At 64.6% G+C, this 26,182-nt stretch carries 28 protein-coding genes and 1 tRNA gene; 13 read left to right on the top strand and 16 right to left on the bottom strand.

Translation table 11 applies throughout. The annotated features are described in order from the left end of the window. The 3 genes from ACQY46_RS14985 (at position 1) to ACQY46_RS14975 (ending at position 2,341) form a co-directional block, all read left to right on the top strand. Positions 1–921: an ABC transporter permease gene (locus tag ACQY46_RS14985; RefSeq protein ID WP_428696835.1), complete on the top strand. Its 921-nt coding sequence runs from the start codon at positions 1–3 to the stop codon at positions 919–921. Positions 922–1,025: 104 nt separating this feature from the next. Beyond that, on the top strand, positions 1,026–2,093 hold the full coding sequence (locus ACQY46_RS14980; RefSeq protein WP_428696834.1) for a BMP family ABC transporter substrate-binding protein: 1,068 nt from the start codon (positions 1,026–1,028) through the stop codon (positions 2,091–2,093). A gap of 110 nt (positions 2,094–2,203) precedes the next feature. After that, positions 2,204–2,341 (top strand): hypothetical protein, encoded by a 138-nt coding sequence (locus ACQY46_RS14975; protein WP_428696833.1) that lies wholly within the window; start codon positions 2,204–2,206, stop codon positions 2,339–2,341. A gap of 67 nt (positions 2,342–2,408) precedes the next feature. Here ACQY46_RS14975 and ACQY46_RS14970 read toward each other — a convergent pair whose 3' ends face one another. Continuing rightward, positions 2,409–2,957, bottom strand: coding sequence for a DUF3291 domain-containing protein (locus ACQY46_RS14970; protein WP_428696832.1), 549 nt, complete (start codon positions 2,955–2,957; stop codon positions 2,409–2,411). Positions 2,958–3,011: 54 nt separating this feature from the next. Further along, positions 3,012–3,383 carry an SH3 domain-containing protein gene (locus ACQY46_RS14965; RefSeq protein WP_428696831.1) on the bottom strand — a complete coding sequence of 124 codons (372 nt, stop codon included), beginning with the start codon at positions 3,381–3,383 and terminating at the stop codon, positions 3,012–3,014. 388 nt (positions 3,384–3,771) lie between these two features. Between ACQY46_RS14965 and ACQY46_RS14960 the strand changes: the two genes are divergently transcribed. Both ACQY46_RS14960 and ACQY46_RS14955 read left to right on the top strand, forming a co-directional pair. Next, complete coding sequence (locus ACQY46_RS14960; protein ID WP_428696830.1) at positions 3,772–5,715, top strand: diguanylate cyclase domain-containing protein; 1,944 nt, start codon at positions 3,772–3,774, stop codon at positions 5,713–5,715. Between the two features lie 189 nt (positions 5,716–5,904). Next, positions 5,905–6,819 carry a hypothetical protein gene (locus ACQY46_RS14955; protein ID WP_428696829.1) on the top strand — a complete coding sequence of 305 codons (915 nt, stop codon included), beginning with the start codon at positions 5,905–5,907 and terminating at the stop codon, positions 6,817–6,819. Between the two features lie 17 nt (positions 6,820–6,836). On the opposite strand, the gene ACQY46_RS14950 is transcribed toward ACQY46_RS14955, so the two are convergent. The 9 genes from ACQY46_RS14950 to ACQY46_RS14910 all read right to left on the bottom strand — a co-directional run bounded on the left by ACQY46_RS14950 (position 6,837) and on the right by ACQY46_RS14910 (position 15,809). Next, entirely contained in the window at positions 6,837–7,343 is a 507-nt protein-coding gene (locus ACQY46_RS14950; protein ID WP_428696828.1) for a regulatory protein RecX, read from the bottom strand. Positions 7,344–7,378: 35 nt separating this feature from the next. Then, a complete protein-coding gene (locus ACQY46_RS14945) occupies positions 7,379–8,203 on the bottom strand; it encodes an MBL fold metallo-hydrolase (RefSeq protein ID WP_428696827.1) in 825 nt (274 codons plus the stop codon). A gap of 5 nt (positions 8,204–8,208) precedes the next feature. Then, positions 8,209–9,015: a TatD family hydrolase gene (locus tag ACQY46_RS14940; protein WP_428696826.1), complete on the bottom strand. Its 807-nt coding sequence runs from the start codon at positions 9,013–9,015 to the stop codon at positions 8,209–8,211. Next, positions 9,015–10,580 carry a methionine--tRNA ligase gene (gene metG, locus ACQY46_RS14935; protein ID WP_428696825.1) on the bottom strand — a complete coding sequence of 522 codons (1,566 nt, stop codon included), beginning with the start codon at positions 10,578–10,580 and terminating at the stop codon, positions 9,015–9,017. Before metG ends, ACQY46_RS14940 begins: the two co-directional genes overlap by 1 nt. Positions 10,581–10,641: 61 nt before the next feature. Beyond that, the gene (locus tag ACQY46_RS14930; protein ID WP_428696824.1) at positions 10,642–11,715 is read right to left on the bottom strand and encodes a DNA polymerase III subunit delta'; all 1,074 of its coding nucleotides are present in this window, start codon (positions 11,713–11,715) and stop codon (positions 10,642–10,644) included. Then, on the bottom strand, positions 11,712–12,392 hold the full coding sequence (gene tmk / locus ACQY46_RS14925; RefSeq protein ID WP_428700497.1) for a dTMP kinase: 681 nt from the start codon (positions 12,390–12,392) through the stop codon (positions 11,712–11,714). The genes ACQY46_RS14930 and tmk overlap by 4 nt, the downstream gene beginning before the upstream one ends. After that, entirely contained in the window at positions 12,382–13,536 is a 1,155-nt protein-coding gene (locus ACQY46_RS14920) for a D-alanyl-D-alanine carboxypeptidase family protein (RefSeq protein WP_428696823.1), read from the bottom strand. The genes tmk and ACQY46_RS14920 overlap by 11 nt, the downstream gene beginning before the upstream one ends. 251 nt (positions 13,537–13,787) lie before the next feature. Then, positions 13,788–14,909 carry a septal ring lytic transglycosylase RlpA family protein gene (locus ACQY46_RS14915; RefSeq protein WP_428696822.1) on the bottom strand — a complete coding sequence of 374 codons (1,122 nt, stop codon included), beginning with the start codon at positions 14,907–14,909 and terminating at the stop codon, positions 13,788–13,790. A 498-nt stretch (positions 14,910–15,407) separates the two neighbouring features. Beyond that, on the bottom strand, positions 15,408–15,809 hold the full coding sequence (locus ACQY46_RS14910; protein ID WP_428696821.1) for a hypothetical protein: 402 nt from the start codon (positions 15,807–15,809) through the stop codon (positions 15,408–15,410). Between the two features lie 441 nt (positions 15,810–16,250). On the opposite strand from ACQY46_RS14910, the gene ACQY46_RS14905 reads away from it, so the two are divergent. The 5 genes from ACQY46_RS14905 to ACQY46_RS14885 all read left to right on the top strand — a co-directional run bounded on the left by ACQY46_RS14905 (position 16,251) and on the right by ACQY46_RS14885 (position 20,257). Then, positions 16,251–16,340 (top strand) — tRNA-Ser (locus ACQY46_RS14905). 336 nt (positions 16,341–16,676) lie between these two features. Further along, positions 16,677–17,243 carry a TetR/AcrR family transcriptional regulator gene (locus ACQY46_RS14900; RefSeq protein ID WP_428696819.1) on the top strand — a complete coding sequence of 189 codons (567 nt, stop codon included), beginning with the start codon at positions 16,677–16,679 and terminating at the stop codon, positions 17,241–17,243. 49 nt (positions 17,244–17,292) lie between these two features. Then, positions 17,293–18,261, top strand: coding sequence for a quinone oxidoreductase family protein (locus ACQY46_RS14895; RefSeq protein WP_428696818.1), 969 nt, complete (start codon positions 17,293–17,295; stop codon positions 18,259–18,261). Between the two features lie 50 nt (positions 18,262–18,311). Next, positions 18,312–19,079 carry an alpha/beta fold hydrolase gene (locus tag ACQY46_RS14890; protein ID WP_428696817.1) on the top strand — a complete coding sequence of 256 codons (768 nt, stop codon included), beginning with the start codon at positions 18,312–18,314 and terminating at the stop codon, positions 19,077–19,079. A 140-nt stretch (positions 19,080–19,219) separates the two neighbouring features. Then, positions 19,220–20,257 (top strand): alpha/beta fold hydrolase, encoded by a 1,038-nt coding sequence (locus ACQY46_RS14885; protein WP_428696816.1) that lies wholly within the window; start codon positions 19,220–19,222, stop codon positions 20,255–20,257. A gap of 625 nt (positions 20,258–20,882) precedes the next feature. Here the strand turns inward: ACQY46_RS14885 and ACQY46_RS14880 are convergent. Next, on the bottom strand, positions 20,883–21,290 hold the full coding sequence (locus ACQY46_RS14880; protein WP_428696815.1) for a DUF6194 family protein: 408 nt from the start codon (positions 21,288–21,290) through the stop codon (positions 20,883–20,885). A 92-nt stretch (positions 21,291–21,382) separates the two neighbouring features. On the opposite strand from ACQY46_RS14880, the gene ACQY46_RS14875 reads away from it, so the two are divergent. Continuing rightward, positions 21,383–21,913, top strand: coding sequence for a PadR family transcriptional regulator (locus ACQY46_RS14875; RefSeq protein ID WP_428696814.1), 531 nt, complete (start codon positions 21,383–21,385; stop codon positions 21,911–21,913). 229 nt (positions 21,914–22,142) lie between these two features. Here ACQY46_RS14875 and ACQY46_RS14870 read toward each other — a convergent pair whose 3' ends face one another. Then, on the bottom strand, positions 22,143–22,589 hold the full coding sequence (locus tag ACQY46_RS14870) for a helix-turn-helix domain-containing protein (protein WP_428696813.1): 447 nt from the start codon (positions 22,587–22,589) through the stop codon (positions 22,143–22,145). A 69-nt stretch (positions 22,590–22,658) separates the two neighbouring features. Here ACQY46_RS14870 and ACQY46_RS14865 point away from each other — a divergent pair, with 69 nt between their 5' ends. Next, complete coding sequence (locus tag ACQY46_RS14865; protein WP_428696812.1) at positions 22,659–23,906, top strand: MFS transporter; 1,248 nt, start codon at positions 22,659–22,661, stop codon at positions 23,904–23,906. A gap of 25 nt (positions 23,907–23,931) precedes the next feature. Here the strand turns inward: ACQY46_RS14865 and ACQY46_RS14860 are convergent, their stop codons facing one another. Beyond that, positions 23,932–24,234 (bottom strand): DUF6958 family protein, encoded by a 303-nt coding sequence (locus tag ACQY46_RS14860; RefSeq protein ID WP_428696811.1) that lies wholly within the window; start codon positions 24,232–24,234, stop codon positions 23,932–23,934. Then, positions 24,218–24,718: a GFA family protein gene (locus tag ACQY46_RS14855; protein ID WP_428696810.1), complete on the bottom strand. Its 501-nt coding sequence runs from the start codon at positions 24,716–24,718 to the stop codon at positions 24,218–24,220. The genes ACQY46_RS14860 and ACQY46_RS14855 overlap by 17 nt, the downstream gene beginning before the upstream one ends. A 125-nt stretch (positions 24,719–24,843) precedes the next feature. Between ACQY46_RS14855 and ACQY46_RS14850 the strand changes: the two genes are divergently transcribed. After that, a complete protein-coding gene (locus tag ACQY46_RS14850) occupies positions 24,844–25,503 on the top strand; it encodes a TetR/AcrR family transcriptional regulator (protein ID WP_428696809.1) in 660 nt (219 codons plus the stop codon). Between the two features lie 10 nt (positions 25,504–25,513). On the opposite strand, the gene ACQY46_RS14845 is transcribed toward ACQY46_RS14850, so the two are convergent. Beyond that, entirely contained in the window at positions 25,514–26,098 is a 585-nt protein-coding gene (locus ACQY46_RS14845; RefSeq protein ID WP_428696808.1) for an ASCH domain-containing protein, read from the bottom strand. Positions 26,099–26,182: the final 84 nt, after the last annotated feature.

Raw genomic sequence — 26,182 nt, 5'->3', positions numbered from 1 at the left:
ATGGGAGCCTATGAATCCATTCTGTTGACGGTGATCACGGCGGCGACGCCGCTGCTGCTTGCCGCCATCGGCGAACTGGTGGTGGAACGTTCCGGGGTGCTCAATCTCGGTGTCGAGGGGATGATGATCGTCGGCGCGGTGATGGGCTTCGCCGGAGCGCAGGCCACCGGCTCTCCCTATGTCGGGGCGCTTTGCGCGTTGCTCGCCGGCATGGGCATGGCGCTGCTTTTCGGCTTCCTGACGCTGCATCTGGTGGCCAATCAGGTGGCGACCGGACTGGCGCTGACCCTGCTCGGACTGGGACTGTCCGGCATGATCGGCGAAGCCTTCGTCGGCCGGCCCGGGATCAAGTTGCAGGCCCTTTCCATTCCCGGCCTCAGCGACCTTCCGGTCGTCGGGCGGATCGTGTTCGGGCAGGACCTGCTTGTCTACGTGTCGCTGGCGCTCGTTGCGGGCGTGACCTTTGTCCTGTTCCGCACGCGCGCCGGCCTTGTCATTCGCGCCGTCGGCGACAATCACGGTTCCGCCCATGCGCTCGGCGTCTCGGTGCTCAAGGTGCGTTATCTTGCGGTGCTGTTCGGCGGCGCCTGCGCGGGGCTTGCCGGGGGCTATCTCTCGCTTGCCTACACGCCGCAATGGATCGAGGGAATGACGGCCGGCCGCGGCTGGATCGCGCTGGCACTGGTCGTCTTCGCCACATGGCGGCCGTTGCGCGTGCTGGCCGGTGCCTATCTCTTCGGCGCTGTCGGCATCCTGCAGTTCCACGCACAGGCGCACGGGGTCGCTATTCCCTCGCAGTTCCTGTCGGCCTTGCCCTATGCTGCGACCATCGCCGTGCTTGTGATCATATCGCGAAATCGTATCCTGACCCGGATCAACACGCCGGCCTGCCTCGGCAGGCCCTTCGTGCCGGACCGGTGATGCGTGGAATGCCGGGCAGGGGTGGCCGATGCTCTCCCTCCCGCAAAAAGAGCCGTCGGGGGACAACCGGCGTCGGCTTCAAACAGGGGACGTAGGAGCTTGAAATGAAGAAAGTTCTTGGACTGGCGGCGGTAGCGCTGCTTGGCATGGGCCTCGTTGGCGCCCAGGCCGCGGACAAGCTGAAGATCGGCTTCATCTATGTCGGCCCGATCGGCGACCACGGCTGGTCGTACCAGCACAACCAGGGCCGTATCGCCATCGAGGAAGAGTTCGGCGACCAGGTCGAGACCGTCTATATCGAGAATGTCTCGGAAGGTCCGGACGCCGAGCGCGCCATCGAACGCCTGGCCCGCGACGGCGCCGGGCTCATCTTCACCACCTCGTTCGGCTTCATGAACCCGACCGTCAAGGTCGCCAAGAAGTTCCCGGACGTGAAGTTCGAGCATGCCACCGGCTACAAGCGCGCCGACAACCTGTCGACCTATTCGGCCCGCTTCTACGAGGGACGCTACATCATCGGCCAGATCGCCGCGAAGATGTCGAAGTCCGGCACCGCCGGCTACATCGCCTCCTTCCCGATCCCCGAGGTTGTGCGCGGCATCAACTCCTTCATGCTCGGCGCCCAGTCGGTCAATCCGGACTTCAAGGTCAAGGTCGTGTGGGTGAACACCTGGTATGATCCCGGCAAGGAAGCTGACGCGGCCAAGGCACTGCTCGACCAGGGCGCCGACGTGATTTCCCAGCACACGGACAGCCCGGCGCCGCTGCAGGTTGCCGAAGAGCGTGGCGCGGTCGCCTTCGGCCAGGCCTCCGACATGATCAACTTCGCACCCAAGGCGCAGCTCACCGCCATCGTCGACGACTGGAGCGTCTACTACAAGGGCCGCGTCAAGGCGGCTCTCGACGGCACCTGGAAGAGCGAGGACGTCTGGGGCGGCCTGGCCGCCGAAATGGTGCTGATGGCGCCGTACACCAACCTGCCGGAAGACGTTGCCAAGGCCGCGGCGGAAACGCAGGAGAAGATCCGCTCGGGCGAGTTCCATCCCTTCACCGGTCCTATCTTCAAGCAGGACGGTTCGCAGGCGGTCGGTGAGGGCGAAATCCTCGACGACGGCACGCTGCTCGGCATGAACTGGTACATCAAGGGCATCGACGACAAGCTGCCGCAGTAAGACGCGACCAGCCGTCATCGGCCATCACGGCCGAAAGGACGTGCCGGGAGAGGGGATCTCCCGGCATTTTCTTTTTCGACATTCCGCATGCGCATGCACATCTCGTTCCGATGGTCGAGGGCACGGACATCACCTCGCGTCGCTACATCCGCGAGGAACCGCTCACCTTTGCCGAGATCCCGTCGCCGCCGCATTCAGAGCTTGCGGAAGTTGCGAGAGAAATCCGTGCGGCGATGGAGGAGGGGTAAGCTACAGGATAAAATTCCATTTTCATTTATTAAAACAATGTGTTATAAATTCTTCTATCAGACTTGATCATGCTTTCCGGGCATTCTGTTCGGCCAGGCTCTTGATCTCGACAGCACTCGGCTTCACAGGTCGGCCGCCGGGATCGTATGCCGCTTTGAAGGTGAAAGCCCGCGGGGTCGGGCCATGGAACATCAGTTCCTCGAACCGGCCGACCGCTTCGCTCCAGTCCGGTCTGCGACCGTCTTCAACCCACCACAGCACGTGTTCGGGAATGTGATCTGCCGGAACGTGCCAGGCTGGGCCGTGCCGGAGAGCACGTCCATGAAGACCGTGATAGGTGGCGGCCATGAGCGCTTCGAGCGTCGACCAGAGCGAGAGGGTCGAGGGAGCCCAGCCATCGCCATTGGAATTTGTCCAGCAGGCGGGAAACACCTGTTCGCCCCAGCTTTCGGGCCCGGGTTCGCCATCGTAGCCGGACCGTGAAATGAAGCCTTCGGCCTTTTCGAGAGCTGCGAACGTGCCGGGCTCGGCGTCCCTGAAGCCCTTTATCCGCTCCGATTGATACGGGGCGACGAACTGGTTGAATGTGTAGACAGCGAGCCTGTGCTTCCGCATTCACTTCTTCCCGGTCATCTGCGCTGGCACGGGTTACCTTGCTGCACGCCGCTTTTACGACTGAAGCTCCACAACTGCATCGGGTATCCAGGCACGGTCGCGCGTTTCCGTCTCGCAGAACAGAAAGCCGCTTTCGCCGTGGAGAAGCTGCAGGCGGTCGCCCTTGCGCACTGTCAATTCAAGAGCGCTGAAATCGCGCAACAGCCGCCAGCCATCGTCCACCGGTTGGCACCAGGCGTCCGGCGTCCAGCCCGCGCGTCCGTCGGGACCGATGCACCAGGTCCATCCCATGAAGTCGGTTTCCATGGAGCCGTCCGTGACAGGGCGGACTGTCTCACCCGCCTGAACGCTGATCGGGTTCTCGTAAGGCCGGTCATAGTCGGCGACGGCAATCACGAATGTCGCGGGGGGAAATGTGTAGAGCATGGTGTCCTTCGGAGCACGGTTGGGCAGCGTCGGCGCGTTTCCTAACACCTGCGCCTGATATGGCAAGGGCATGGCGCGGCTGTCTCAACGCATCTTCTGTCTCATCAGGCCTGGATGGACCAGCCAGCGCGTCAGGAAGGCGGAGAGCGAAGCCTCCAACGTTCTGATGCCCCGGAACATGCGAAAGTCGCATAAGATATATTATGGAATAAAAAAGATAACAAAGAAGTGAGCCGAAAACGGTGTGGCTGGCGGGTCTCCGCCGATTCCCTCCATTGATTGTCAATCAGCGTGCTTTACCCGTAATTATGACGATATTGCCTGCCGACTGTTTGTGAAATTTGCCCCTCATGGGGAATTGCTGCCGGGGGTTGGGGAATTGAAGAACGTGCCGCCACGAAACGTCGCCCGAGGCCGCGTGGGCCTCAACATGTATCTGGCGGCGCTCGCGCTGGTTTGCATCGTGCCGATGGCGATGCTCTCCGGATATGCAGCCTGGCGCACGGGCAATGCCTACAAGCAGACAGCCACGGCGCGACTGAGCGACACGGCCCTGACGCTGGCGAGTTCCATCGAGTCCGACATCGACAGCCATTTCACGGCGTTGAGCGTGATCGCATCGCTCTGGCCGCTGCAAACGCAGTCCGGAACCTTCAACCTGACGTCCAGCCGCTTCGACGGCATCGGCCTGGACGGCGGGGTCCAGGTGGTCGAGGTTTTCGATGGCGAGGTCGCGGCGACGCTGCCGCCAGCAGTTGCCGAGGTCGCCTTGAGGTCCGCAGAACGGGACGCGCCGGCGAAGTCCAATCTGGTTCCGGGCGGCAGCTACACCGAACACCGGATCCATCTTGCCATGCCGCTTGGCAACAAGGGCGAGCCGAATGATCGCATTGCCGTGCTGTCGATTCCCCCCGGTCAACTGATCCACACGCTGCAGCAGCGCGAAGGCGCCCTCACGGGAATACTGGTGGCCGTCACGGATGGCAACGGCCGGATCGTCGCCCGGTCGCGCGACCCCGAGAAGGTCGTCGGCATGACGGCTCCGGACTGGAAAAAGCTGGAGGATCTCGGCACTGAAAGCGGCTGGTTCGAGGCGAGGACGACGGAAGGCCTCTCGACGGTGCTTTCCTTCCAGAAGCTCAAGGGGCCGGAAGGATGGACGCTTGTCGTCGGGGAACCGCTCGATGTGTTCAACGCCCGCTGGCAGACCCCGTTCGTGGGGCTGCTGCTCGGCTCTGTGCTGGCTCTTGCCTTTGCAACGGTTGCGGTGATCAAGATCGGCGGGTTGATCCGCCGCCCGGTGGAAGCTCTTGCCGCGCACAGCATGGCGGTCGCCAATGGCGACGGCAGTTCCGCACTGGCTCCGATACCCCCCTCCTCGGTTTGCGAGTTCGAGACCCTTAGAACCAGCGTGGAAGCGGCCGAGGCAGCGCGGCGGGAGAACGATCGCCGGTTGCGTACCGTCGCCAGTGCCGGCGCGCTGGTGTTCTGGCGCTGGTCCCCGGGCGGTAACATCGTGTGGGTCGAGGGCTGGGAGACGCTGACCGGCGTGCCCGACCACGAAGCCCTTGGCATGGCGTGGCTCGACCGTGTGCATCCCGACGACCGGGACCGTGTTGTCGAAACATTCCGCCAACAGGTCGGCGAGGCGGAGCTTGTCGACATCGAGTTCCGGCTGCTTGTGGCCGGCGAGCGCTGGCTTTGGGTGCGCGATCGCGGCGGCCCGGTGATCGATGATGCGGGCGATGTGCTGCAGTGGGCTGGCGTTCTGGAGGATATCGATGCGCGCAAGTGCAACGAGGCCAGGATTGCCTATATGGCCTTGCACGACGCGCTCACCGACCTTGGCAATCGCACCCTCTTGCGCGACCGCCTCGACCAGGCGGCGGCACGAGCCGGACGCGGCGAGATCTCCGCCCTGATGGCGCTGGATCTCGACCGCTTCAAGCAGGTCAACGACACGTTCGGACATCCGGTGGGAGACGCCCTGCTGCGCGAGGTCGCCGACCGGCTGCGCCACAGCACGCGTGACGTTGATCACGTGGCGCGGCTTGGCGGCGACGAGTTCGCCATCCTGCAACATGATGTCGAGGACGAGGACGCGGTTCTGCTTCTCGCCGCGCGGATCATCGCCGCGATCTCCGCGCCCTACGAGATCGACGGTCACACGATCACCATCGGTGCCAGCATCGGCATGGTGCTGATCGACGCCAAGGCACCAGGTGTCGACGAGTTCATGCGGCGGGCCGACAAGGCGCTTTATCGTGCCAAGGAGAATGGCCGCGGGCAGGCCGCATTCCACTCCCGTGCGGGCAACATTGCAGCCAGCTGATGCGATGGCGAGCGGGCACCCTTCCCCGCTCGTTGCGCCACGTGGGCCGGGCGTCTAGGCTCCGCCAGTTGGAATGCGCGCCGGCCTGCATTCGTGACGCAAGCAAGAGCGGCAGGAACCCTGCCGGCTCAGCCAGTTGAACACCTGGGTGTCCGGATCCCGCGCCTTCGCTCCGGGGAGATTGCAATCATGTCTTTTCAGATCCGCCGAAGCCGGGCGCCCGGCACGTTTTCCGCCTTGCTGTTCGCCCTGGTGCTGGGCTGGCAACCGCTTGATCCTGCCTGGGCCACGATGGACACGGTGCTTGCGAGCGAGCGGCAGAGCCTTGCCGACAGTTGCCGGGAAATGGAGTTTCTCGACGGTTTCGCCAGGGAGGTCGACGTCAACGGCGATGCGCAACCGGATGTGCTGGTCGACTATGGCCAGCTGAAATGCGACGGCTTCCAGTCGAGCTTTTGCGGGTCTGGCGGCTGCACGCAGAACCTCTATGTCCAGCGCATGGGCGGCGCTTACGACAAGGTGGCGGAATTCCTCGCCCATGATCTGCGCTTCGACCGCCCGTCGCAGGCCTCGTTCCTTGCCGTCCTTCATGGCGGCTCCTGCGGCCGTTCCGGTGCCGAGACCTGCTACAGGCGCTACAGACTGGCCGGCTCCGGTGTGCAAGGGCTGCACGAGGAGCCGCGCGATCGCTGGTTCTTCGCGGCGGAGCCGGCGCCCGTGGCGATGTTTGAAGCCGCGAGCGGCGACGGGATGCGGCTCGTGTGCGAGGGCGCATCCGTGCGTATCCATTATGGACCGACATGGATGTGGAACGAGGATGGCTCGGTGAGCGATCACGTGCGGGATCTGGTGAAGCCGCAGGGACGCCTCGAGATCGAGATCGAAGTCGACCGTGGACAGGCGACCCGGGTGCCCTTCTCCATCGACGAAGGGTCGCGCACACTGTTGTCGCCAAGCCTGGCGAGCGACCAGCCGTTCTTTGCCCAATTGATGCGGGGGCGGGCCGCCGTGTTTCATCTCGGCGGCTCGCTGGAGCACATGCGCTCGTTCCCGCTTAAAGGGTCGTCGAAGGCGGTCGGCGGATTGCTTGGCAACTGCGGCTAGCGCGACCGAACCCGGCGCTAGTCGTCAGGCGAGCTCTCTTCCAGCAGGCGCTCGGTGTCATCCGCCTCCACGACCTTTCGGGCAATGCCGAAGGAAAACCCCTGGCGGCAGAGCGCGGCAATCTCCTTGCGCTGCCGGTCCGCGTCCGCCTCGCCCCTGCGCCAGGGACCGAAGCGCCTCTTGCGCGCGGCGATGCAGGCGGCGGCAAGGTCTCCCCCCTCCTCTTCGGCCATCAGGTGTTCGGCGAGTTCGCTCTCGACACCCTTGGCCTGAAGCACCGCGTTGATGCGGCGCGCCGAACGGCCCTTGCGCCGCTCCGAGGCGATGCGGGCCTCGGCGAAGAGGCGGTCGTCAACCAGACCCGACCTGACGCAGCGCTCCACGGTGCTGGCGATTATGTCGTTGAAATCGGCGGGGTCGAGATCGAGTTCGTGGGCCACGCGCATGACCTTGCGCTCCAGCACCCGGCGCAGGTTCTCGCGGCTCGATCCGTATCTGTCGAGATAGTGCAGCGCCGACTTCATCAGGCGCTCTTCCGTCGGCGGTCTCGCCGGGCGTTTCATGCCCCGTCGTGGAGATCGACGGAAAAGCGCATTCCGTCAAAACCCGGCTCGACCCCTGACGGCAGTTCGGCGCACAGCGTGGCATAGTCGAGATCGACATGCATGTTGGTCAGAATGGCATGCTCCGGCGCGGTGCGCGCGATCCACCCAAGCGCTTCTGACAGCGAGAAATGCGAGGGATGCGGCGTACGGCGCAGTGCGTCGATCACCCAGATCCGCAGTCCTGCGAAAACGCTTTCCACGCTCGCCGGGATCTCCTTGACATCCGGGAGGTAGGCAAGCGGTCCGAAGCGGAAGCCGAGAGCGGGAATGTCGCCGTGCTCGACCTCGACCGGCAGGAACGGGATCGGCCCGCCCGCCCCGTCGATGCTACCGGGTTCCCCCGCCACGATCCTCATGTCCTTCAGGATCGGCGGGTAGCTCGACCCCGGCGGGGTGACGAACCCGTAGTAGAAAAGCTCGTGCGCGCGGCGCGCGGTCAGCGCATCCATATGGACGGGAATGAGCTTGCGGTGGGTGATGGCCAGCGGCCGCAGGTCGTCGATGCCGTGAATGTGGTCGGCATGGGCATGCGTCACCAGCACCGCGTCGAGATCCGTGACCCCGGCATCGAGCAATTGCTGGCGCAGGTCCGGTCCCGCGTCGACGAGCACCGTCGTCGTACCGCCCGGCCCGTGCCGCTCGACCAGCAGCGCACAGCGCTTGCGCCGGTTTTTCGGCTCGTTCGGATCGCAATCGCCCCAGATGTTGCCGACGCGCGGAACGCCGGCGGACGAGCCGCATCCCAGAAGCGTGAAATCGAGCCTTGCTGCCGCAGCCATCGGTATCAGCCCCCGGCTGACGGGTTGAAGCGCGCCGGCACGCGGGAGAACAGGCGGAAGAAATTCTCCGTGGTCTGCCGCGCCATCTCGGCCTCGGCAACCCCGCGCGTCTCGGCCAGCACCTTGTTGGTATGGGCGACATAGGCGGGTTCGTTGCGTTTTCCCCGCCAGGGCTGCGGCGCCAGATAGGGCGCATCGGTCTCCACCAGCAACCGGTCGGCGGGAAGTTCGGCGGCAATGGCGCGCAATTCGTCCGAGCGCTTGAAGGTCACGATGCCGGAGAACGAGACATAAAGCCCGAGCTCGATGCCGGTCACGGCCAGGTCACGGCCGGACGAGAAACAGTGGAGCAGAGCCGGAAAAGCCCCCTTCTCCGTTTCATCCCTGAGAATGGCGGCCATGTCCTCGTCGGCATCGCGTGAATGGATGACGAGCGGCAGACCGCTCTCGCGTGCCGCTGCGATATGCCGCCGCAGTCCTTGCGCCTGCGCCTCGCGCGGGGCCTTGTCGTAGAAATAGTCGAGCCCGGCCTCGCCGATGGCGACGACCTTTTCGTGCTGCGCCAGGCGAACGAGATCAGCCGTCGTGACGCCGGTTTCCGCCTCCTCGCCCGCGTTGTGCGGATGGGTGCCGACCGAGCAGAAGACGTTGTCATGGCTCTCCGCGAGCGCCCGGATCGCATCGAAGCGTGCGACCCGGGTGCAGATGGTCACCATCAGGCCCACCCCGGCCTCGCCGGCGCGGGCGATGATCGCGTCGCGCTCGGCATCGAAGTCCGGAAAATCGAGATGGCAATGGCTGTCGACAAGCATCACTTCGCCCCGTCGTCGGGATGTTCCGCTTCCACATAACGCGGGAAGACGCCTTCCGGCTTCGGAAGAGCGCGGCCCGGGACAAGCCGGCCGCCGCTGCCCAGCGAGGCGAAATCGCGTCCGCCCTCATCCAGTGCCAGCAGGTCGAGCAGCCGTGCCGCGCTTCCCGGGACGACCGGCTGGGCCAGGATCGACACCTGGCGGATCACCTCCGCCGTGACATAGAGCACCGTGCCCATGCGGTCCGGGTCGCTCTTCTTCAGCGCCCAGGGCTCCTGACCGGCGAAATAGCGATTGGCTTCGGCGACGCAGGCCCAGACGACGGAAAGCGCCTGATGGATCGCCTGTCTTTCCATCGCCTCGCGCGCAGCCGGCAGCATCGCGTCGGCCTGGGCCAGGATCGCCTCGTCCTCCGCGGTGAACGCACCCGGCTGCGGCAGGCGTGCCTCGCAGTTCTTGGCGATCATTGACAGCGAGCGCTGCGCCAGGTTGCCAAGGTCGTTGGCGAGATCGGCATTGATGCGGTTGACGATCGCGTCGTGGCTGTAGTTGCCGTCCTGGCCGAAGGGGACTTCGCGCAGGAAGAAATAGCGCACCTGGTCGAGGCCGTAATGGTCGACGAGCGCGAAGGGATCGATGACGTTGCCGACCGACTTCGACATCTTCTCGCCCCTGTTGAACAGGAAGCCGTGCGCATAGACCCTTTTCGGCAGCGCGATCCCGGCCGACATCAGGAAGGCCGGCCAGTAGACCGCGTGGAACCGGACGATGTCCTTGCCGATCACATGCAGGTCGGCCGGCCAGTAGCGCCAGCGCGGGTTGTTCTCGTCGGGAAAGCCGGCAGCGGTGATGTAATTGGTCAGCGCGTCGACCCACACATACATCACATGGCGCTCGTCGCCGGGCACCTTTACGCCCCAGTCGAAGGTGGTGCGCGAGATCGAGAGGTCCTTCAGGCCGCGCTTGACGAAGCTGACGATCTCGTTGCGCCGCTCGTCCGGGCCGATGAAGTCCGGATTGGCCTCGTAGTGGGCCAGCAAACGCTCCTGATAGTCGGACAGGCGGAAGAAGTAGCTCTCCTCCTCGACCCATTCCACCGGCGAGCCCTGCGGTCCGTAGCGCACGCCGTCAGCGCGCAGCTCCGTCTCGCCTTCCTGGTAATAGGCCTCGTCGCGCACCGAGTACCAGCCGGAATAGCTGTCCTTGTAGATGTCGCCCCTGGCCTCCATGCGGCGCCAGATCTCCTGGCTGGCGGCATGATGGCGCGGCTCGCTGGTGCGGATGAAGTCGTCGTTGGAACAGCCGAGCGCGCCGACCATCTCGCGGAAGCGGGTGGCGTTGCGTTCTGCCAGGTCCTGGACCGGAATGCCCTCCGCGCGTGCCGTCTGCAACATCTTCTGCCCGTGCTCGTCGGTGCCGGTCAGGAAGAACACATCCCGGCCGTCGAGTCGCTGGAAACGCGCGATGGCGTCGGTCGCCAGGGCCTCATAGGCATGTCCGATATGCGGGGCGCCGTTGGGATAGGAAATGGCGGTCGTGACGAAAAAGGGGGTGCGTTCGGTCATGGCCTGTCAAAGGGTCCGGCGTTCGGGTGGCATGTCATAGAGCGTGCAAGCGTCGGCGAAATCAGGGGCGCGCGGCGTCGGCAAGATCGCGCAGTGCATTGAGCACCACCTGCTTCCTGTCGAGATTGAAGGCATCCGCCTCGCGGGCGGCGCGGGTGGTCTTTTCCCATACCTCGCTGACCCTGACAAGGCGCGGGAGAGGCTGCCCCCGGTGTCCGGAGATCAGGGCGTGCAGATGCTCGCCGACGAGATCGTGGAACAGGCTCCAGGCATCGTCCGCGCCATGCTTCGACACCTGGTCGGCCAGCGCATGTGCGGCGGCCGTGTCGAGTTGCGGCAGGTGCGAGACAAGACCGGCGAAACTGTCTGCCAGCGCGATTGTGTCGCCATCGGCAAGGGTGATCGCCTTGCGCAGGGAGCCGTGGGCGAGATCCGCGGCACGCTGCGCCGTACGGCTCGACGGCTCGGCGACGCCGAGGCTCGCCAGGCCCGCCAGCACTTCCTCATGCGCGAGCTCGCGCATGGGCAGCAGCCGGCAACGCGAGCGGATTGTCGGCAGCAGCCGGCCCGGCGCGTGCGACAGGACGAGAAACAGGGACCGGCGCGGCGGTTCTTCCAGAACCTTGAGCAGGGCGTTGGCGGCATTGCTGTTCATGTCGTCGGCCGCATCGACGATACAGATGCGCCAGGACCCTTCCGAGCCGGTCGAACCGAAGAACGGCACCGTCCTGCGGATTTCGTCGACCGTCAGGTCCTGTTTGATCTTGTCCTTTGACTTGCGCTTGGGATCATAGGGCCGTCGCAGATGGAGAAGCCCGGGATGGGCTCCGCCCGCCACCTTGCGAAAATCGGGATGGTCGGGCGCCAATGTCAGATCCGTGGCATTGAGCACGTCCGGCGCGGCGGGGTCCGGATACGCCAGCGCGAAACGGGCGAACCGGAAGGCGAGCGTCGCCTTGCCGATGCCCTTCGGCCCGGCCAGGATCCACGCGTGATGCATGCGCTGCGAGCGATAGGCTGCCAGCAGGGCCTGTTCGGCCTCGGCATGGCCGAGCAGCGTCTCGCGCGCGCGCGGCAGCGGGATGTCTTCCAGGGCGTCCGCCTCGGTGACGAGCGGGTCGGCGAGTTCATTCATCCGCGTGCGTCCAGGTCGTTGGCGAAACGGGTTCTCACCGCGCTCCAGATTGCCTCTTCCACCTCGTCGGCGGGTGCCGTCCCGTCAACGACAAGAAACCGGCCCGGCCGGCTGTGCGCCAGCTCCAGGAAGAGCTCGCGGCGGCGGGCATGCACCGTCTCGCCGTCGGTCTCGAAGCGGTCGGGCACGGGTGCGCCCGCCGTGGCGCTGCGGGCCGCGACCCGCGCCAGGCCCGTTGCCGGCGGCACGTCGATCAGCACCGTCATGTCCGGACGGTGGCCGGCGACAGCCAGCGTTTCCAACCGGTCGAGAAAGCCGGTGTCGACGCCGGCCTCGCCCTGGTAGACGCGGGTGGAGTCCGAAAACCGGTCGCACAGCACCCAGCAGCCGGCCTCGAGAGCTGGCCGGATCGTCGTGTCGACATGGTCGGCCCTTGCGGCGGCGAACATGACCGCCTCCATCTCCGGGCCGAGCGGCTTGACGCGTCCGCCGAGCAGCATCCGCCGGATGGTCTCGGCCCCGGGCGATCCTCCCGGTTCGCGCGTCACCAGCGCCTCGACGCCGGCCTCGTTGAGACGCGCCTTCAGCCGCGTGATCTGCGTCGACTTGCCCGCGCCCTCGCCTCCCTCGAAGGTCAGGAAACGGCCCGTTCTCGCGATTGCCGCCTCATCCTTCATCAAGCCACCATCCGAACAGGGTTTCGCGCAGGACATCTCTCGCCCGGCCGGTCACCGTGCCGCGCTCCACGGCGCCCGCGGTGACGAGCGGCGCCCGGTAGACGACGGTCTCGCCCCGCAGGACACGGAACTCGCCAACCTCACGACCACGCTCTACCGGGGCCGACAGGGGACCCTCGTAGACGGCCCGCAGGTGATAGTCGTGGCGGTCTCCGCGCGGCAGCAGGATCTCCACGGACCGGTCGACCCTCAGGGGTACCTGGGAAGCGGTTCCGCCAAACACGCGCGCCTGCGTAACCGCATCGCCAGCGGCATACAGCACCACCTCCTCGTAGTCCTTCTCCAGGCTGTCGAAGAGATCGCGCAAGGCATCGCGGCGATCATCGGAGGTCTTGTGGCCCGCCACGACCCCGACGAGGCGTCGCGAGCCGCGCAGCACGGATCCGATGCCGTTGAAGCCTGAAGTTTCGGAATATCCGGCGACAAGGCCGTCGAGCCCGGGAATTTCCGCGAGCAACGGGTTCTTGTTGCGCTGGAAAATGCCGTTCCAGGTGAAGTCCGGGGCGCTGAAGAGCGTGTAGTAGGGCGTATGTCGGGAGAGCACATAGGCGGCAAGGTGTGCGAGATCGCGCGCGCTCGTGTGGGCGCTTGCCGCCTCGTAGCCGGTCGGGTTGGCAAAACGCGTGTCCGTCATTCCCAGTTCGGCCGCCCGGGCGTTCATGCGGGCCGCGAATGCCTCCTCGCTGCCGGCCATGCCCTCCGCCAGCACGATTGCCGCGTCGTTGGCGTTCTGGATCAGCAGCCCGCGCAACAGGTCGATCACCGGCACGTCGCTCTTGAGTCGGGCGAACATGGTGGTGACCCGTGCCGGCGCACCGCCCGTGCGCCAGGCATGTTCACTCACCGGGAATGCCTGTTCCTGGGTGATTTCGCCTGCCGCCAGGGCATCGAACGCGATGACGGCGGTCATCAGCTTGGCGGAGGAACCCGGCTGAAAACGCAAGTTGGCGTTGCGGTCGGCAAGCAGTGTGCCCGTGGTGAAGTCGAGCAGCAGCGCCGATGTCGCATCCGCCGGTTTGGCCGTGTCCTGGGCCCTTGCCGGTCCCGCGGCGGAAACGACGACCGGCAGGAGAAGTGCAAGCATGAGGCCGGCCTTGCGGATCACACGGCGCATTGCGGCCATCTGATCTGCCTGCGGGATGTGTGCGTGCGGCGGGTTTGCGTGCGGCATCGCCCTTGCCCCGGCATGCGCCGTCATGCGTCCTGCTCCTGTCGCCATCCTTGCCTTGCCGGCGAAAACGGCCGGCGCACACCCCGCGCCTTGCGGCGCAGGGGCGAAACATACCGTCTTGGAGTGGGTACGCCTACCGGCTATTTGCCGATTGCCGAACTGTTTCAGCGCGGTGCGCGGGCAAGATCACGCGGTGCCACGCCGCCGGAGATCGCGTCGAAGGCGCTGTAAGCAGCCTCGATCCGGGCCGTTGCATGGTAGGACGAGATCGCCGATCCGCGTGCGAACGTGCTCGGCTGACCCAGATAGGCCGGACCGGGTGCCGTTTCGCGCTCGCCCGTCAGGCTGAGCGGGCCGTTGCCCTGCCCCGTTCCGCTCTCGTCGTAGCCGAGCGCGGGCTGGGCGGCGGACACGTCCGGCGCGGGAGTGGAGAAGGTGTTGAGCGAGGCGACCCGCACCGTCGCGGCGCCTGCCTCGAAGGCGGTCGCCGGATCGAACGCGGCCGTGACCATCCGGCCGAAATCGCCCGATCCCGCGAGAACCGGACCGTAGGGGCGGTTGCGCGGTACGGGGGCCGGGCCGATGGCGACGGGGACCGAGGGCTGCGGATCCGCCATGGCAAGCATGGTGCCCGGCATGGTCGCGCCCGGCTCGACGGCGCCCGGGCCGCGATAGGATGCCATAAGGAAGGCCTCGTCCTTGCCGTGCAAGGGGGCGCGGCCGATATACTCGACCTTGACCTTCGCAACGCCCTTGCTCTTGTAGTCGAGCATGGTCGCGACGCGTTCGGAAAGGTCGATCGTGCGGTTACCGTGGAACGGGCCGCGATCGTTGACACGCACGATCAGCGAGCGGCCGTTCTTGACGTTGGTCACTTTGGCATAGGACGGCAAGGGCATCGTCGTGTGCGCGGCCGTCAGCGCGTTGCGGTCGAAGATCTCGCCATTGGCGGTCATGCGGCCGTGGAATGTCGGGCCGTACCAGGAAGCCAGCCCCTCGGACTGGTAGTTCGGGTCGAGCTTGGGACGATACCATTTGCCGGCGACCTTGTACGGCTTGCCGACCATGTAGCGACCGCCGCCCTTGGGCACCGGCTTGCCGCCATCGACCATGCGCGGACTTGCCGCGACGCCGTATTTGTCTTCGCTGAATTTGACCTTGCCACCGCTTTTCGGCGCGGAACCGCAGCCGGCCAGCGCCAGGCAGAGAGTGGAGACCGTCACGAACGCAAGCGTGCGGGGCGTCGCAAGTCGCGACAGTCCACCCGCACCCGGCAAGGGTGTCATGTGACGGGAAATCCTGGGGTTTGCGCTCAAGTTCCGGCGGTTGTCCGCCAGTGCCTTGTCGTTCGTCATGCTGCCGCCCTACTCGATACCTGAACCGGCGGATTCCGGAGCCGTGAAGACGGCCCCGCATGCATCCGGGACGTTTTCACAACAGCTCGCGTTCCTCATGTCCACTGCCGGCGGAAATCCTTCCCGCCGGTCCGACATGTCCGGGCACTGCCATCGTCCCGACTTCACCGTGTTGGCGACCCTCAGTGGCCGCATTCCGCGATGACGGGATCTGTTCCTCGGCAGTGCACGCCGGTCGGACCCGTTTTCACGATGCCGCCCCCCAAATGGCGCATCACGACACGAGTACCACAGCGTCTCTTACTGCAAGGTGAAGACAGGGTCGATAAGCTGACCGCGCAAGAAAACCGCTTTTCCACCGACCTGTAGCAAAAGGGCCGCAGTTCCCGGATCCGTCGAACCCCGATTGCCTGCCTGGGCGGTGCCGGTTCAGTTTCCGATTCTGGCGCGCCCTGACAGACCGTCGTCGCGTTTCCAGAACAGCATGTCGCCCTCTCCCTTCGACAGGGTGAAGCAGAACTGCTTGCCGTCGTACCAGCTCTGCCACTTCTGGCAGAGGCGATTGCCCCTCACCCACCATTTGCCCTGGTCCTTGGGCTGCATGAAGCGACCGAGGCCGACGGCATCGCCCGATCCGTTCACAAGGCCGTTGGACTTGTAATAGAGCGGAAATTCACCGCCGAGCGGGGTCTTGAGGTAGACGCGCTTGCCGGCGACGGTTTGCAGGATCTCGCGCTCCGACAGCGGGGTTCGGGCCTGCGCGACGGTTGCGGTGGCCGCGCAGGCCGCCAGCGCGAACACCGCCGCGCGTGCTGAAAACTGCCTGGTCATGCCTTGTCTCCCGGATATCGATTGCTGGGCGAGCGGCGGATCACGCCGCCCCGGCTCTCTCCATCCCTCGGTACGGACGGGGCGGCGAAGCGGATCAGGAGACGGCAGGGCGGGACCTTCGACAGCGGCCACGCCACCGCGATCTTCAGGCGATCTCGGGCGACCTCGGGCGGGCGCGCCTGTTCGTGCGGGATTTTTCGGCCCGGCACGCACTTGTGTGACGCCGGTCACACAACGTCTGCAGGGGCTACGCTACAACGAGGACATGGCGCGTGCCCCCGCGCCGGACGCCGATCAAACGGCGCTGCCGCCGATCCGGTCCCTGCCTCGACCTTCCGGATCGGCGGCTTTCGTTTGCGCGGCGCGAACCCGCCCTCCTCCACCGCAACTCCCCCTTGCCGCTTGACAAGAAGACGCGGCAAGGCGAAACGGGATCGCGCAGGATGGGTGGCCGAGTGGTTTAAGGCAGCGGTCTTGAAAACCGCCGTGCGGGAGACCGTACCGTGGGTTCGAATCCCACCCCATCCGCCACGTTGGCCGAAACAGCCAAAACAGAGAACGCTTTCCCACCGATTTCCCTCCAGAGCCCTCGCGCCGAGCGCGCGGCTTCTCATATCTTTACAAACTGGCGGCACGCGAAGTTCTTCCGACGTAGCCCATCGCTCGACGAGCACCCGGCCTGCAAAAGCGGATCGAAGCTTTGGGCGAAAGGGTAAAGCACGCATCGGAGCGGAGGCCGGAACCAGTCCCGTCTGAGCATTGGCGATCCCTCGCACTTCGCCTGGGCGCAGTCGGCGGGCGTTGATCGCGAGCAAATTCTCAGCGCTTGATATTGAATGATCGTTCCATAACCCTTATATGGGCTGCATGGCTAGACCTAGAACCTTTGATGTCGACACGGCTCTAGACGGCGCAAGCCGTGTGTTCCGCGAACACGGATTCGAGGGCACTTCGGCTCAAATGCTCGTCGACGCGATGGGGATCGGCCGCCAGAGCCTCTACGACACCTTCGGCGACAAATGGCAGCTCTATCTTGACGTGGTGCGGCGGTATGCGATCGCGGAAGCTGGGGAACATCGCGCGGCTTTGCGTACAGGGCAGCGCGCGATCGACGGTATCCGGGCAATGCTCGACCGTGTCGTGCGTGAGGCCGAAGTTCCTTGCCTTGGCGTAAACTCGATTGCCGAATTCGGTTGTTCCCATCCCGAACTCACGGAAATCAATGCAGCGGCTGATCGGGGCCTGCGCGCCGCCATGGTCGAAAGCATCCGAAAGGCTCAGGCCGAGGGTGACATCGCCGTAACGCTCGATCCCGATCGACTGGCGACCTTCCTGATGGCGAGCTTCGCGGGCATTCGGATCGCGGCCCGCGGTGGGGCTCAACCGGATAATCTCGCCAATCTTGGCGAAATGGCGCTTCGGGCAATGCGCTAGCTATATTTTTTGCCCAATAACGGAACGATCGTTCAAATAAGGTGATGTGATGAAAGCAGTTGTAATGAACGGAATCGGAGAGCCGGATCAACTCGACTATGTCGAGCGCCCTGATCCTCTCCCTGGCGCTGGAGAGGTCCTGATCGAGGTGGCTGCGGCCGGTGTCAATTTCATGGACATCGGCGTGCGTCGCGGGATCGCGTGGACGGAAATGCCCAATCCGAAAATCCTTGGCGTCGAAGGCTCCGGGCGCATTGAGGCGTTGGGAGAGGGCGTGGCGGATTTCACTGTCGGGGACCGTGTGGCGTGGGTCTACATGCCGGGAAGCTATGCCGGGAAACTGGTCGCGCCGGCCGCTGCGCTCGTCCGTGTTCCGGACGCCATCGATGACCGAACAGCGGCTGCGGTGATGATGCAGGGATTGACCGCCAGCCACTTCGCCACCGACTTCTATCCCGTACAGGCCGGCGATATCGCGCTGATCCATGCAGCGGCAGGCGGCCTCGGCCTGTTTCTGACCCAGATCGTGAAGCTACGCGGGGGCACGGTGATCGGCCGCGTGTCCAGCGAGGCGAAGGTCGAAGCGGCGCGCAAAGCCGGTGCCGATCACGTCATTGTCGACAGCGAGGGTAAGTTTGCCGAGCAGGTGCTCGAACTGACGAACGGCGATGGCGTGCATGTCGTCTATGACGGCTCAGGTCCAGTGACATTCGCGGGGTCGCTGGCGGCGCTGCGCCGGTCGGGGACGTTCTGCTGGTATGGGCCGGTTCTCGGCGGTCCCGGCCCGATCGACATTATGAGCCTGCCGAAGAGCATCAAGCTCGGCTATGCCGTCTTCGCCGACCATATTCCCACGCCCGCGCTATTGCGTGCCCACACGACGCGCCTCTTCGACTGGATTGCCGAGGGCAAGCTGAAGGTCGAGATCGGCGGCGTATATCCGCTGGCAGACGCAGCGAAAGCTCACAGCGACATGGAAAGCCGCATGACCACCGGCAAGCTTCTCCTTCTTCCCTGACGCAACCCGCCCGCGCAGCGAGGTTCAACAAACCAACAAGGAAAACCATCATGTCAAAGTTTGCGGCCATCGCAGTTATCGCCTCGGCGCTCCTGTCGGGGACGGCCGGCGCCCAAACGGTCAAGCCGACCATCGTTCTCGTCCATGGCGCATTTGCCGATTCATCGAGCTGGAATGGCGTCATCACCATCCTTCAAAAGGACGGATACAAGACTATCGCCGTCGCCAATCCTCTACGCAGCGTCGCAACGGATGCCCGCGACGTTTCGGATGTGCTCGCAAGCATTAAGGGGCCGGTGGTCCTCGTCGGGCACTCCTACGGCGGCCAGGTCATCACGAATGCGACCAAGGGTAACGCCAACGTCAAGTCACTGGTCTATGTTGCCGCCTTCGCGCCGGATGAGGGTGAATCCGCAGCAGATCTCGCCGGCAAGTTCCCTGGAGGCACGCTCGGCGAAGCACTTGCTCCGCCGGTTAAGCTCGCTGACGGTGGCGTCGACCTATATATCGACCAGGCGAAGTTCCATGATCAGTTCGCCCACGACGTGCCGGTTGCGCAGGCGGCGTTGATGGCTGCGGGGCAAAGGCCCATCACGGAAGCTGCATTGACTGAGAAGTCGGGTGAACCGGCCTGGAAGGCGTTGCCCTCCTACTTCGTGTATGGGGATGGCGACAAGAACATCCCGCCTAAGGCCTCTGCGTTCATGGCTTATCGCGCCAGCTCCAAAGACACGGTCGTGGTCCAGGGCGCGTCGCATGTCGTCATGGTCTCAAAGCCTGAGGCCGTCGCCGAACTGATTGAAGAAGCCTCCCGATAAAGTCGTTCGGCAGATGAAAAGGGCAACGGCGCTAGAGCGCCGTGGCTCGCTGGTCCAGCTACGTCCGCGGGCAGAGAAGTCCAAGCCGACGATATAGCCGAGATTTCCTTCTTCCTCACGCGATAACGAAAGGAACTGCCATGGATACAAAGGGACAGATCGAACGCCGAACATTCATCGCTGGGGCGATTTCCGGTGCGGCAGCTTCGTTGCTGCTCAGTAGCGAGGCGATGGCCCAATCGAGTCAGCCGCCCTCACACGCGCCGGCGACTGGCTTCGCTCCGCTCAAGCATGTCCGCACGGATCTGCTCGAAATCTCTTATGCAGAAGATGGCCCCTCTGATGGACAGGTTGTGCTGTTGTTGCACGGATGGCCATACGACATTTTCAGCTACGCAGAGGTCTCGCGACTTCTAGCGCAGGCGGGCTACCGGGTGATCATGCCCTACCTGCGCGGGTACGGTCTGACCCGGTTCCTTTCGGATACCAGTAAGCGCAACGGTCAGCAGGCCACCTTCGCCGTCGATATGTTCGATCTCATGGACAAACTCGGCATCCGGCAGTTTGTGGTCGGTGGCTACGATTGGGGAGCACGGACCGCCTGCATCATGGCCGTGCTTCATCCAGACCGCGTCAAAGGGCTCGTATCGGTCAGCGGTTATCTGATCGGCAGTCAGGCTGCCAACGCCAAACCGCTTCCTCCAGCGGCAGAGGAGCGCTGGTGGTATCAGTTCTACTTCGCGACCGAACGCGGTCGGGAAGGTTATGCCGCAAACAGACACGCCTTCGCCCGATTGATCTGGCAAACCGCATCGCCCCGCTGGGCATTCGACGATGCGACCTTCGAACGGTCGGCCGTCGCACTCGACAATCCTGATCATGTTGCACTCACCATCCACAACTATCGCTGGCGCTTGGGGCTTGCCGAGGGCGAGGCGCGCTATGACGCCATTGAACAGCGTCTTGCGACATTCCCCCCCGTTACGGTGCCGACGATCACCATGGAAGGTGATGCCAATGGCGCGCCACATCCAAGGCCGGAGGATTATCGCAGCCGCTTCACCGGTCCTTATCAGCATCGGTTAATCGAGGGAGGTATCGGTCACAACTTGCCGCAGGAAGCGCCGCAGGCGTTTGCCCAAGCGATCATCGACACCGCGGGGACAGTCGGAAAATGAGGGGCGTCGGGTGGTTGCGTCTTGGCGCTGTAGCGACGACCGCGAGCCATCGCAGTGGGCGCGTCGTTGCTCGCAATAAAGCCAGATAGCGCGAATGTCCCACCCTTTTATGGGGTGGCTATTCCGAAGGGCTGCCGAAACTGACAATTCATCGCTCTGCGACAGAGGATGCCCCGCTCGATGAACTGCGCAGTGTGCTTGGCAATTGGATCGCGATCGGAGCATTCAGGCGTTATATCCGCGCGTTCCCCGATGGCGCGATTCTCATGAAGCCGGCTTGGAAGTGCGAGCGGTGAACAAGCTTTCCTTCGGCCACGGTTCCCGGAGCGGCGACGACCGTGCAAGTCATGGTGAAAGATGCGGCGCGCTATCCTGATTCAGGAGGCTGAGGCTATGGGCGAACAGCATAAGTCATCTGCGCCCCACCCGATGAACCCCGCCGAGCACCCTCTATCACCGCCGGAAGCCGCGTAATCGACGCCAAAAGCCACCGATTGCCGCGAAATGCGAAATAACCGCATAAACATCAGAGGCTTAAAACGATCTCATAGTTCTCATCTTCGTCGGGCGCGGCCCGCCACGTCGGCCCGCCTTGCCTCGCACTTCCTCGCAAACCTCGACAGTCCTATCGACGGGCCAGTTCATAGGCCTTGCCGAAAAGGACCCGGCATCGGGCATAGACGCTGTCGGGATTCACGACGCAAACCCAGTGCATTCGTCCATAAACGGGATGCGGCAAGATTTCGTCGCGAGCGGTGTAATCGAAATTGGCGGCTTCGAGAGCAGAGCGAGAGGTGTGGTCGGGGAAGAGGCCCCCAAACGTCTCCCGGTCAAGCGCGATATTCAGCCGGAACGACCCGTCGCCATCAAGCCGGGCAAAACTATCGTACTCGGTGTCTCGTGTCACAATGGTGGCGAAGGGCATGCGCCTCTCTGCGCCTCTAAAAAAGAAAAGATCGGGCGTGCTGGTATCGACGTGAACATCCGAACCAAGGGAAACAATGTCGGACCTGATGATTTCCTGCGAGGGCATACGGAGCTCCAGTTTAACCAAATTTGGCTAAACGAGGCATAGCGTATTTAGCCAAATTTGGCTATGGGGTTCTGAATAAAGGCTGGACCATCATGAACGTCACCCGTCTGCTCGTTCTGGGCACGATCCGATACCTCGGCACAGCACATGGATATGCGGTTCGCCGCCAGTTGGATGACTGGCGCGTCGAAACATGGACGACGGTAAGGTCAGGATCGGTTTATCACGCGCTCGGGCAGCTACACAAAGAAGAGAAGCTAGCGACGTGTGGCAGCGAGGCCGGTGCACGGGGAGCGGAACGGACGGTTTTTTCCCTGACCCCTAGCGGGGAAACGGAGTTCTTCTCACTTCTGGAAAAAGCGCTGGGAAGCTTCGACCTTCCTCAACTGAGCGCCGGCATTGCTTTCCTCGGACAACTTCCGCCCAGCCGAGCCCAAAGCCTCCTTGCATCCCTTCATGAGCGTCTCACCGCAAATAAAGTGTTCCTCCAAAAGCTGGCGGAGACCATGCCAAATGACCAAGCAGTGCCGCGCACTGCTGATCTTCTGGACCTATGGGCCGGCAATCTTGAGGCGACGGCTCGGTTCGTGGCTCGGCTCAAATCGAAAAATATCAGCGAGTAGGCGGACCAGGCAGCGGGATCGCTCAATCTGATCCCGTTGCGTGCCAAGGCGAGTTTGACGTCTGCCATGTAGTTGCTGGGATACTTTTCGCATCATCGCGCGACGGCCCTTAAATGCTTGAGTTTGTTGAAACCTCTCTCGGCCGGATAGCTCTCCGCCCCGCGGCAGAACGCGTCATGAATGTCGCCATGGGCGGGTCGATCATCGCGGCGTGCCTGCTGGCGTTTCTCTAGTCGCCGCCGCCGCCGCCCCCTTTCGGTCCGCGCTTTTGCCTCTTCGTCCCGGAGCGCCGTCCGGCCACATCGACAAGACGCCGGAAAGTCGGGCATTCCATGTGAGAAGGCGCGGGGCAGTCGGCGACGTGGCGCAGCGTGTCGCGCAGCGCGGCGAGTTCACCGATCTGCCTGTCCAGCTCGTCCGCCTTTTCATGCAGCAATGCGCGCGGCAGGTCCGGGGCGCCGTTGCCGCCGAACATGCCCGATATCTCGTCCAGCGAGAAACCGGCCGACTTTCCCATGGCGATCAGCTTGAGCTGCAGCAGCACTTCCGGCGGGAACTGGCGCCGCAGGCCGCTTCGGGCGATCGAGGAGATCAGCCCGACCTCCTCGTAGTAGCGCAGCGCCGAGGGGCGCATGCCGCTGCGTTCGGCGACCTCGCCGATGTCGAGAAATTTCATGCTTGACCTCAAGTCGACTTGAATTTGTAGCCTGCCCTCCCTGAGCGTTTCAGGCAAGAGGAGCCCGACATGAATCCCGCAAAGTCACCCGCACCGGCCACCGCCAATCGTGCAAGCATGGTCGTTCTTGGTCTCTCGATGCTGCTTGCTTCCTTGGGGACGAGCATTGCAAATATCGCCCTGCCCGCGCTTGCGGAGGCTTTCTCGGCGCGCTTCCAGGACGTCCAGTGGGTCGTTGTCGCCTATCTGGCCGCGCTGACGGTGTCCGTCGTCGTCGCGGGGCGGCTTGGCGATATTTTCGGGCTGAGACGCATGCACCTTGCCGGCCTCGGACTGTTTTGCCTGGCCTCGTTGCTGTGCGGGCTCGCGCCGGATCTCGGGTTGCTGATTGCCGCCCGGACGCTTCAGGGTATCGCGGCCGCCTTCCTGATGACACTGACCATCGCGCTTGTGCGCGAGACCGCGAGCCCCGCGCGGATGGGGCGGGCCATGGGGCTGATGGGCACGGTGTCGGCGATCGGCACGGCTCTCGGCCCTTCGCTTGGCGGCGTACTCGTGTCGTCAACCGGCTGGCAGGGCATCTTTTTCGTTCAGGTCCCGGTTGCCGCGGCGACCCTTGTCCTGGCCTTCGTGTCGCTGCCGCGCGATGCGGAACGGACGAAGCCGGCCGCAGCCGGCCTCCGCCCTGCCTTCGACCTTGGCCGGGGAACGGGCCTGGCGCCGGCCCTTCTGGTCAACATCCTGGTCGCGGCGGTGATGATGACGACGCTGGTCGTCGGTCCGTTCTATCTCGGTCTCGCGCTGGGCCTGAGCGCCATGGCCGTCGGCATGGTCATGTCGGTCGGTCCGGCGATCTCGATCCTCAGCGGCCTGCCCTCCGGACGCGCTGTCGACGCATGGGGCACGCGGCCGGTGCTCGGCACCGGGCTGGGACTGCTCGCCGCCGGGGCGTTCTCCCTGTCGGTGCTGCCGGGCCTGATCGGCGTTGCCGGCTACGTGCTGGCTGTTGCGGTCCTGACGCCGGGCTACCAGCTCTTCCAGGCCGCGAACAACACGGCCGTCATGGCCGATGTTGCAGGAGACCGGCGCGGCGTGGTGTCGGGGCTGCTCAGCCTGTCGCGCAATATAGGCCTCATCCTCGGCGCATCCGCGATGGGGGCCGTCTTCGCCATTGGCGTGGGCACAGGCGATTTCCAGGCGGCCTCCCCCGGTGCGGTGGCCGGCGGCATGCGGCTGGTGTTCGGTGTCGCGGGCGCGCTCATGGTGCTTGCCATCGGCATCGCCTTCGCGCGCCCCGTCCTGCGGAAAACGTCGTGACAGCGGCCCGGGTCGGCGCCCGGGATCAGCCGACCCGATGCAGACGCAGCGGCTTGGTCGCCTCGCGCCGGATGCGGCCTTTCGCCTCGAGATCGAGCTGCGCCGCCTTCAGCCACCAGCCGGCCTTCTCGCCGCCGGGAAACAGCTCCTGCGGCAGCAGAGGCAGCAGCTTTTCCTTGGCCTCGGCCACGCTCAGCCCCGGCGGGCGGGCCGGCAGGACCGCCAGAAGCGCGTCCCGCATCGCCTCGTATTTGGCCTTGTCCACCCGGACCACATGCCCCGGAGAGGTGAAGTTCTCGATCTCGATCTTTTCAGCTTTCGGCGCCATTGAGACGACCTCCGACATAAGTGATTTCCGGTGAGCGGAAGCCCATGGCGACCCATGCCGCGAGTAACCGCAGGACAAACGCAAGGGATGACCGCCCGCGCTCCGTTTCGCCCCCTTCAGCTCCCTCGATACGGTCGCGATAGACGGTCAGCCAGTGCCCCCTGGTGAAGTCGAGAAACATCGCGGTGTTGCAGCAGGTCGCCACGACACGCCGTGTCGGCGATCCCGGATCGAGGCGGTGTTCACGAAGCAAGGCGGCGCCGCGCGCGCAGCGCACACGATCCTTCCTGTACAGCGTGCAGGGCGTTTCGCCGTTGGCATCGAGAATGGGGGCTGCTCCCGGCAGGGCCTCGAGCAGCCGGCCCGCCTTGCGGCAGCTGGAACACCGGCAGGCGGTGGTGATGATGGGCGACCCCGTCACCTCAAGCGCCACGGCCCCGCATCGGCAATTCACGGCCCGGGTTTGCGCCCTCGCCTGGTTCATCGCGCATCTCCTCATTGAAAACTAGACTAGACAGTCCAGTTTGATCGGTCAAGGCCGCCATGCTAGGTTCGCGAGATCGCAGGGGACGCGCCGGACAACCGGACGCGGGGCAAGGGGAAACCAGGATGAGCGCTGGCGGCAAGGCCCGCATGGAACGGACCCGCAGGGCGATCCTGGACGCTGGCGAGGCGGTGTTTCTCGAACATGGCTTCCTCGGCGCCAGCATGGACCAGGTGGCCGAGCTTGCCGGCGTTTCGAAGCAGACGGTCTATGCGCATCTGCAAAGCAAGGAAGCGCTGTTTCTCGAGGTTGTCGGCGGCATGACCGGCGGCGCCGGCGACAGGCTGGCCGAACAGGTCGCCGATCCGCAGGTGGACCGTCCCCTTGCCGATTTCCTGCTGGATTTCGCGCGGCAGCAACTCGAGATCGTCCTCACCCCTCGCCTGATGCGGCTGCGGCGGCTGGTGATCGGCGAGGTCGGGCGGTTTCCCGATCTCGGCCGGATGCTGCACGAACGCGGCCCCGGGCGCTCGATCGCGCGGCTTGCCCGCGCCTTCGAGGCCTATCGCGACGCCGGGCATGTTGCCATCCCGGATCCGCGCGAGGCGGCATCCCACTTCAACTGGCTGGTGATGGGCGGCCCGGTCAACGCCGCGATGCTGCTGGGGGACGAGGCCATTCCGGACAAGGACGACCGACTTCGCCATGCCCGGGAATGCGTGCGCATATTCCTTGCGGCCTATGGGGCGTGGGATGGATCGCGGCTGCCCCCTGATCCGGTATAGCGCCCATCGATCATCGCTTGCTTCGAAATGAACGCACACACTCGCCACGCACCGAAAGGCGGTAGCCGGTCTCCAGGCTTTCCGTCAGGCCAAGTTCCTTGAGGCGGCGGATACGGGTCTTGAACGCAAGCTTTTCCAGTTCCATGTCTGCAGCCAGATCAGCTGCCGGGACGCCGGGCCGGCTGGCGATGAGGTCCATGGCGCGCGCCGTCCAGCCTCCCTCTCTGGCCCGTGCGTCGATGGCGTCGAGCCGCGCGGCGACGCCCGCGAGTTCTTCGACGGAAAGCGCGGCCTCCGCGCGCAGGGCGACACGCGGATCCTCGCCGAGCCAGGAAATCTCGATCCGTTCCAGTTCTCCCGCTTTGCCGCTGGCGAGCCATGCGCGCAAGGCGGCAGCGTCGGCGAAACCGGCCATGCATGCGTCCCTGTCGGAAAGTTCCGCTTCGCCAACCGGGGTGATCGCCCCGATGCGCAGGACGCCGACGGCGGTACGCAGCGTGCCGCCGGGCTTTACCGTCCGGCGTTTCCAGCGGCGGAACTGCAGGGAGATCTCCCCCGCCCTGATCCTTTCGAGGATCTCGCGTTTTATCAGCATCGCTCCCTCTCCTGCCCGAGATCGGTGCATCCGGGCGGCAACATGATCGGGAATGACCGCTCCATGTTCAACCGTCGCGTGCGC

Source organism: Stappia sp. (assembly GCF_965276915.1).
Classification (GTDB): domain Bacteria; phylum Pseudomonadota; class Alphaproteobacteria; order Rhizobiales; family Stappiaceae; genus Stappia.
Note: the sequence above shows the minus strand (reverse complement) of the source record. Positions and strands in the feature narration are given on the sequence as shown.

Coding starts and splice junctions, on each gene's coding strand:
- ACQY46_RS14985 (WP_428696835.1), top strand. CDS start 1: ATGGGAGCCTATGAATCCATTCTGTTGACGGTGATCACGGCGGCGACG.
- ACQY46_RS14980 (WP_428696834.1), top strand. CDS start 1,026: ATGAAGAAAGTTCTTGGACTGGCGGCGGTAGCGCTGCTTGGCATGGGC.
- ACQY46_RS14975 (WP_428696833.1), top strand. CDS start 2,204: ATGGTCGAGGGCACGGACATCACCTCGCGTCGCTACATCCGCGAGGAA.
- ACQY46_RS14970 (WP_428696832.1), bottom strand. CDS start 2,957: ATGCGGAAGCACAGGCTCGCTGTCTACACATTCAACCAGTTCGTCGCC.
- ACQY46_RS14965 (WP_428696831.1), bottom strand. CDS start 3,383: ATGCTCTACACATTTCCCCCCGCGACATTCGTGATTGCCGTCGCCGAC.
- ACQY46_RS14955 (WP_428696829.1), top strand. CDS start 5,905: ATGTCTTTTCAGATCCGCCGAAGCCGGGCGCCCGGCACGTTTTCCGCC.
- ACQY46_RS14950 (WP_428696828.1), bottom strand. CDS start 7,343: ATGAAGTCGGCGCTGCACTATCTCGACAGATACGGATCGAGCCGCGAG.
- ACQY46_RS14945 (WP_428696827.1), bottom strand. CDS start 8,203: ATGGCTGCGGCAGCAAGGCTCGATTTCACGCTTCTGGGATGCGGCTCG.
- ACQY46_RS14940 (WP_428696826.1), bottom strand. CDS start 9,015: ATGCTTGTCGACAGCCATTGCCATCTCGATTTTCCGGACTTCGATGCC.
- metG (WP_428696825.1), bottom strand. CDS start 10,580: ATGACCGAACGCACCCCCTTTTTCGTCACGACCGCCATTTCCTATCCC.
- ACQY46_RS14930 (WP_428696824.1), bottom strand. CDS start 11,715: ATGAATGAACTCGCCGACCCGCTCGTCACCGAGGCGGACGCCCTGGAA.
- tmk (WP_428700497.1), bottom strand. CDS start 12,392: ATGAAGGATGAGGCGGCAATCGCGAGAACGGGCCGTTTCCTGACCTTC.
- ACQY46_RS14920 (WP_428696823.1), bottom strand. CDS start 13,536: ATGCTTGCACTTCTCCTGCCGGTCGTCGTTTCCGCCGCGGGACCGGCA.
- ACQY46_RS14915 (WP_428696822.1), bottom strand. CDS start 14,909: ATGACACCCTTGCCGGGTGCGGGTGGACTGTCGCGACTTGCGACGCCC.
- ACQY46_RS14910 (WP_428696821.1), bottom strand. CDS start 15,809: ATGACCAGGCAGTTTTCAGCACGCGCGGCGGTGTTCGCGCTGGCGGCC.
- ACQY46_RS14900 (WP_428696819.1), top strand. CDS start 16,677: ATGGCTAGACCTAGAACCTTTGATGTCGACACGGCTCTAGACGGCGCA.
- ACQY46_RS14895 (WP_428696818.1), top strand. CDS start 17,293: ATGAAAGCAGTTGTAATGAACGGAATCGGAGAGCCGGATCAACTCGAC.
- ACQY46_RS14890 (WP_428696817.1), top strand. CDS start 18,312: ATGTCAAAGTTTGCGGCCATCGCAGTTATCGCCTCGGCGCTCCTGTCG.
- ACQY46_RS14885 (WP_428696816.1), top strand. CDS start 19,220: ATGGATACAAAGGGACAGATCGAACGCCGAACATTCATCGCTGGGGCG.
- ACQY46_RS14880 (WP_428696815.1), bottom strand. CDS start 21,290: ATGCCCTCGCAGGAAATCATCAGGTCCGACATTGTTTCCCTTGGTTCG.
- ACQY46_RS14875 (WP_428696814.1), top strand. CDS start 21,383: ATGAACGTCACCCGTCTGCTCGTTCTGGGCACGATCCGATACCTCGGC.
- ACQY46_RS14870 (WP_428696813.1), bottom strand. CDS start 22,589: ATGAAATTTCTCGACATCGGCGAGGTCGCCGAACGCAGCGGCATGCGC.
- ACQY46_RS14865 (WP_428696812.1), top strand. CDS start 22,659: ATGAATCCCGCAAAGTCACCCGCACCGGCCACCGCCAATCGTGCAAGC.
- ACQY46_RS14860 (WP_428696811.1), bottom strand. CDS start 24,234: ATGGCGCCGAAAGCTGAAAAGATCGAGATCGAGAACTTCACCTCTCCG.
- ACQY46_RS14855 (WP_428696810.1), bottom strand. CDS start 24,718: ATGAACCAGGCGAGGGCGCAAACCCGGGCCGTGAATTGCCGATGCGGG.
- ACQY46_RS14850 (WP_428696809.1), top strand. CDS start 24,844: ATGAGCGCTGGCGGCAAGGCCCGCATGGAACGGACCCGCAGGGCGATC.
- ACQY46_RS14845 (WP_428696808.1), bottom strand. CDS start 26,098: ATGCTGATAAAACGCGAGATCCTCGAAAGGATCAGGGCGGGGGAGATC.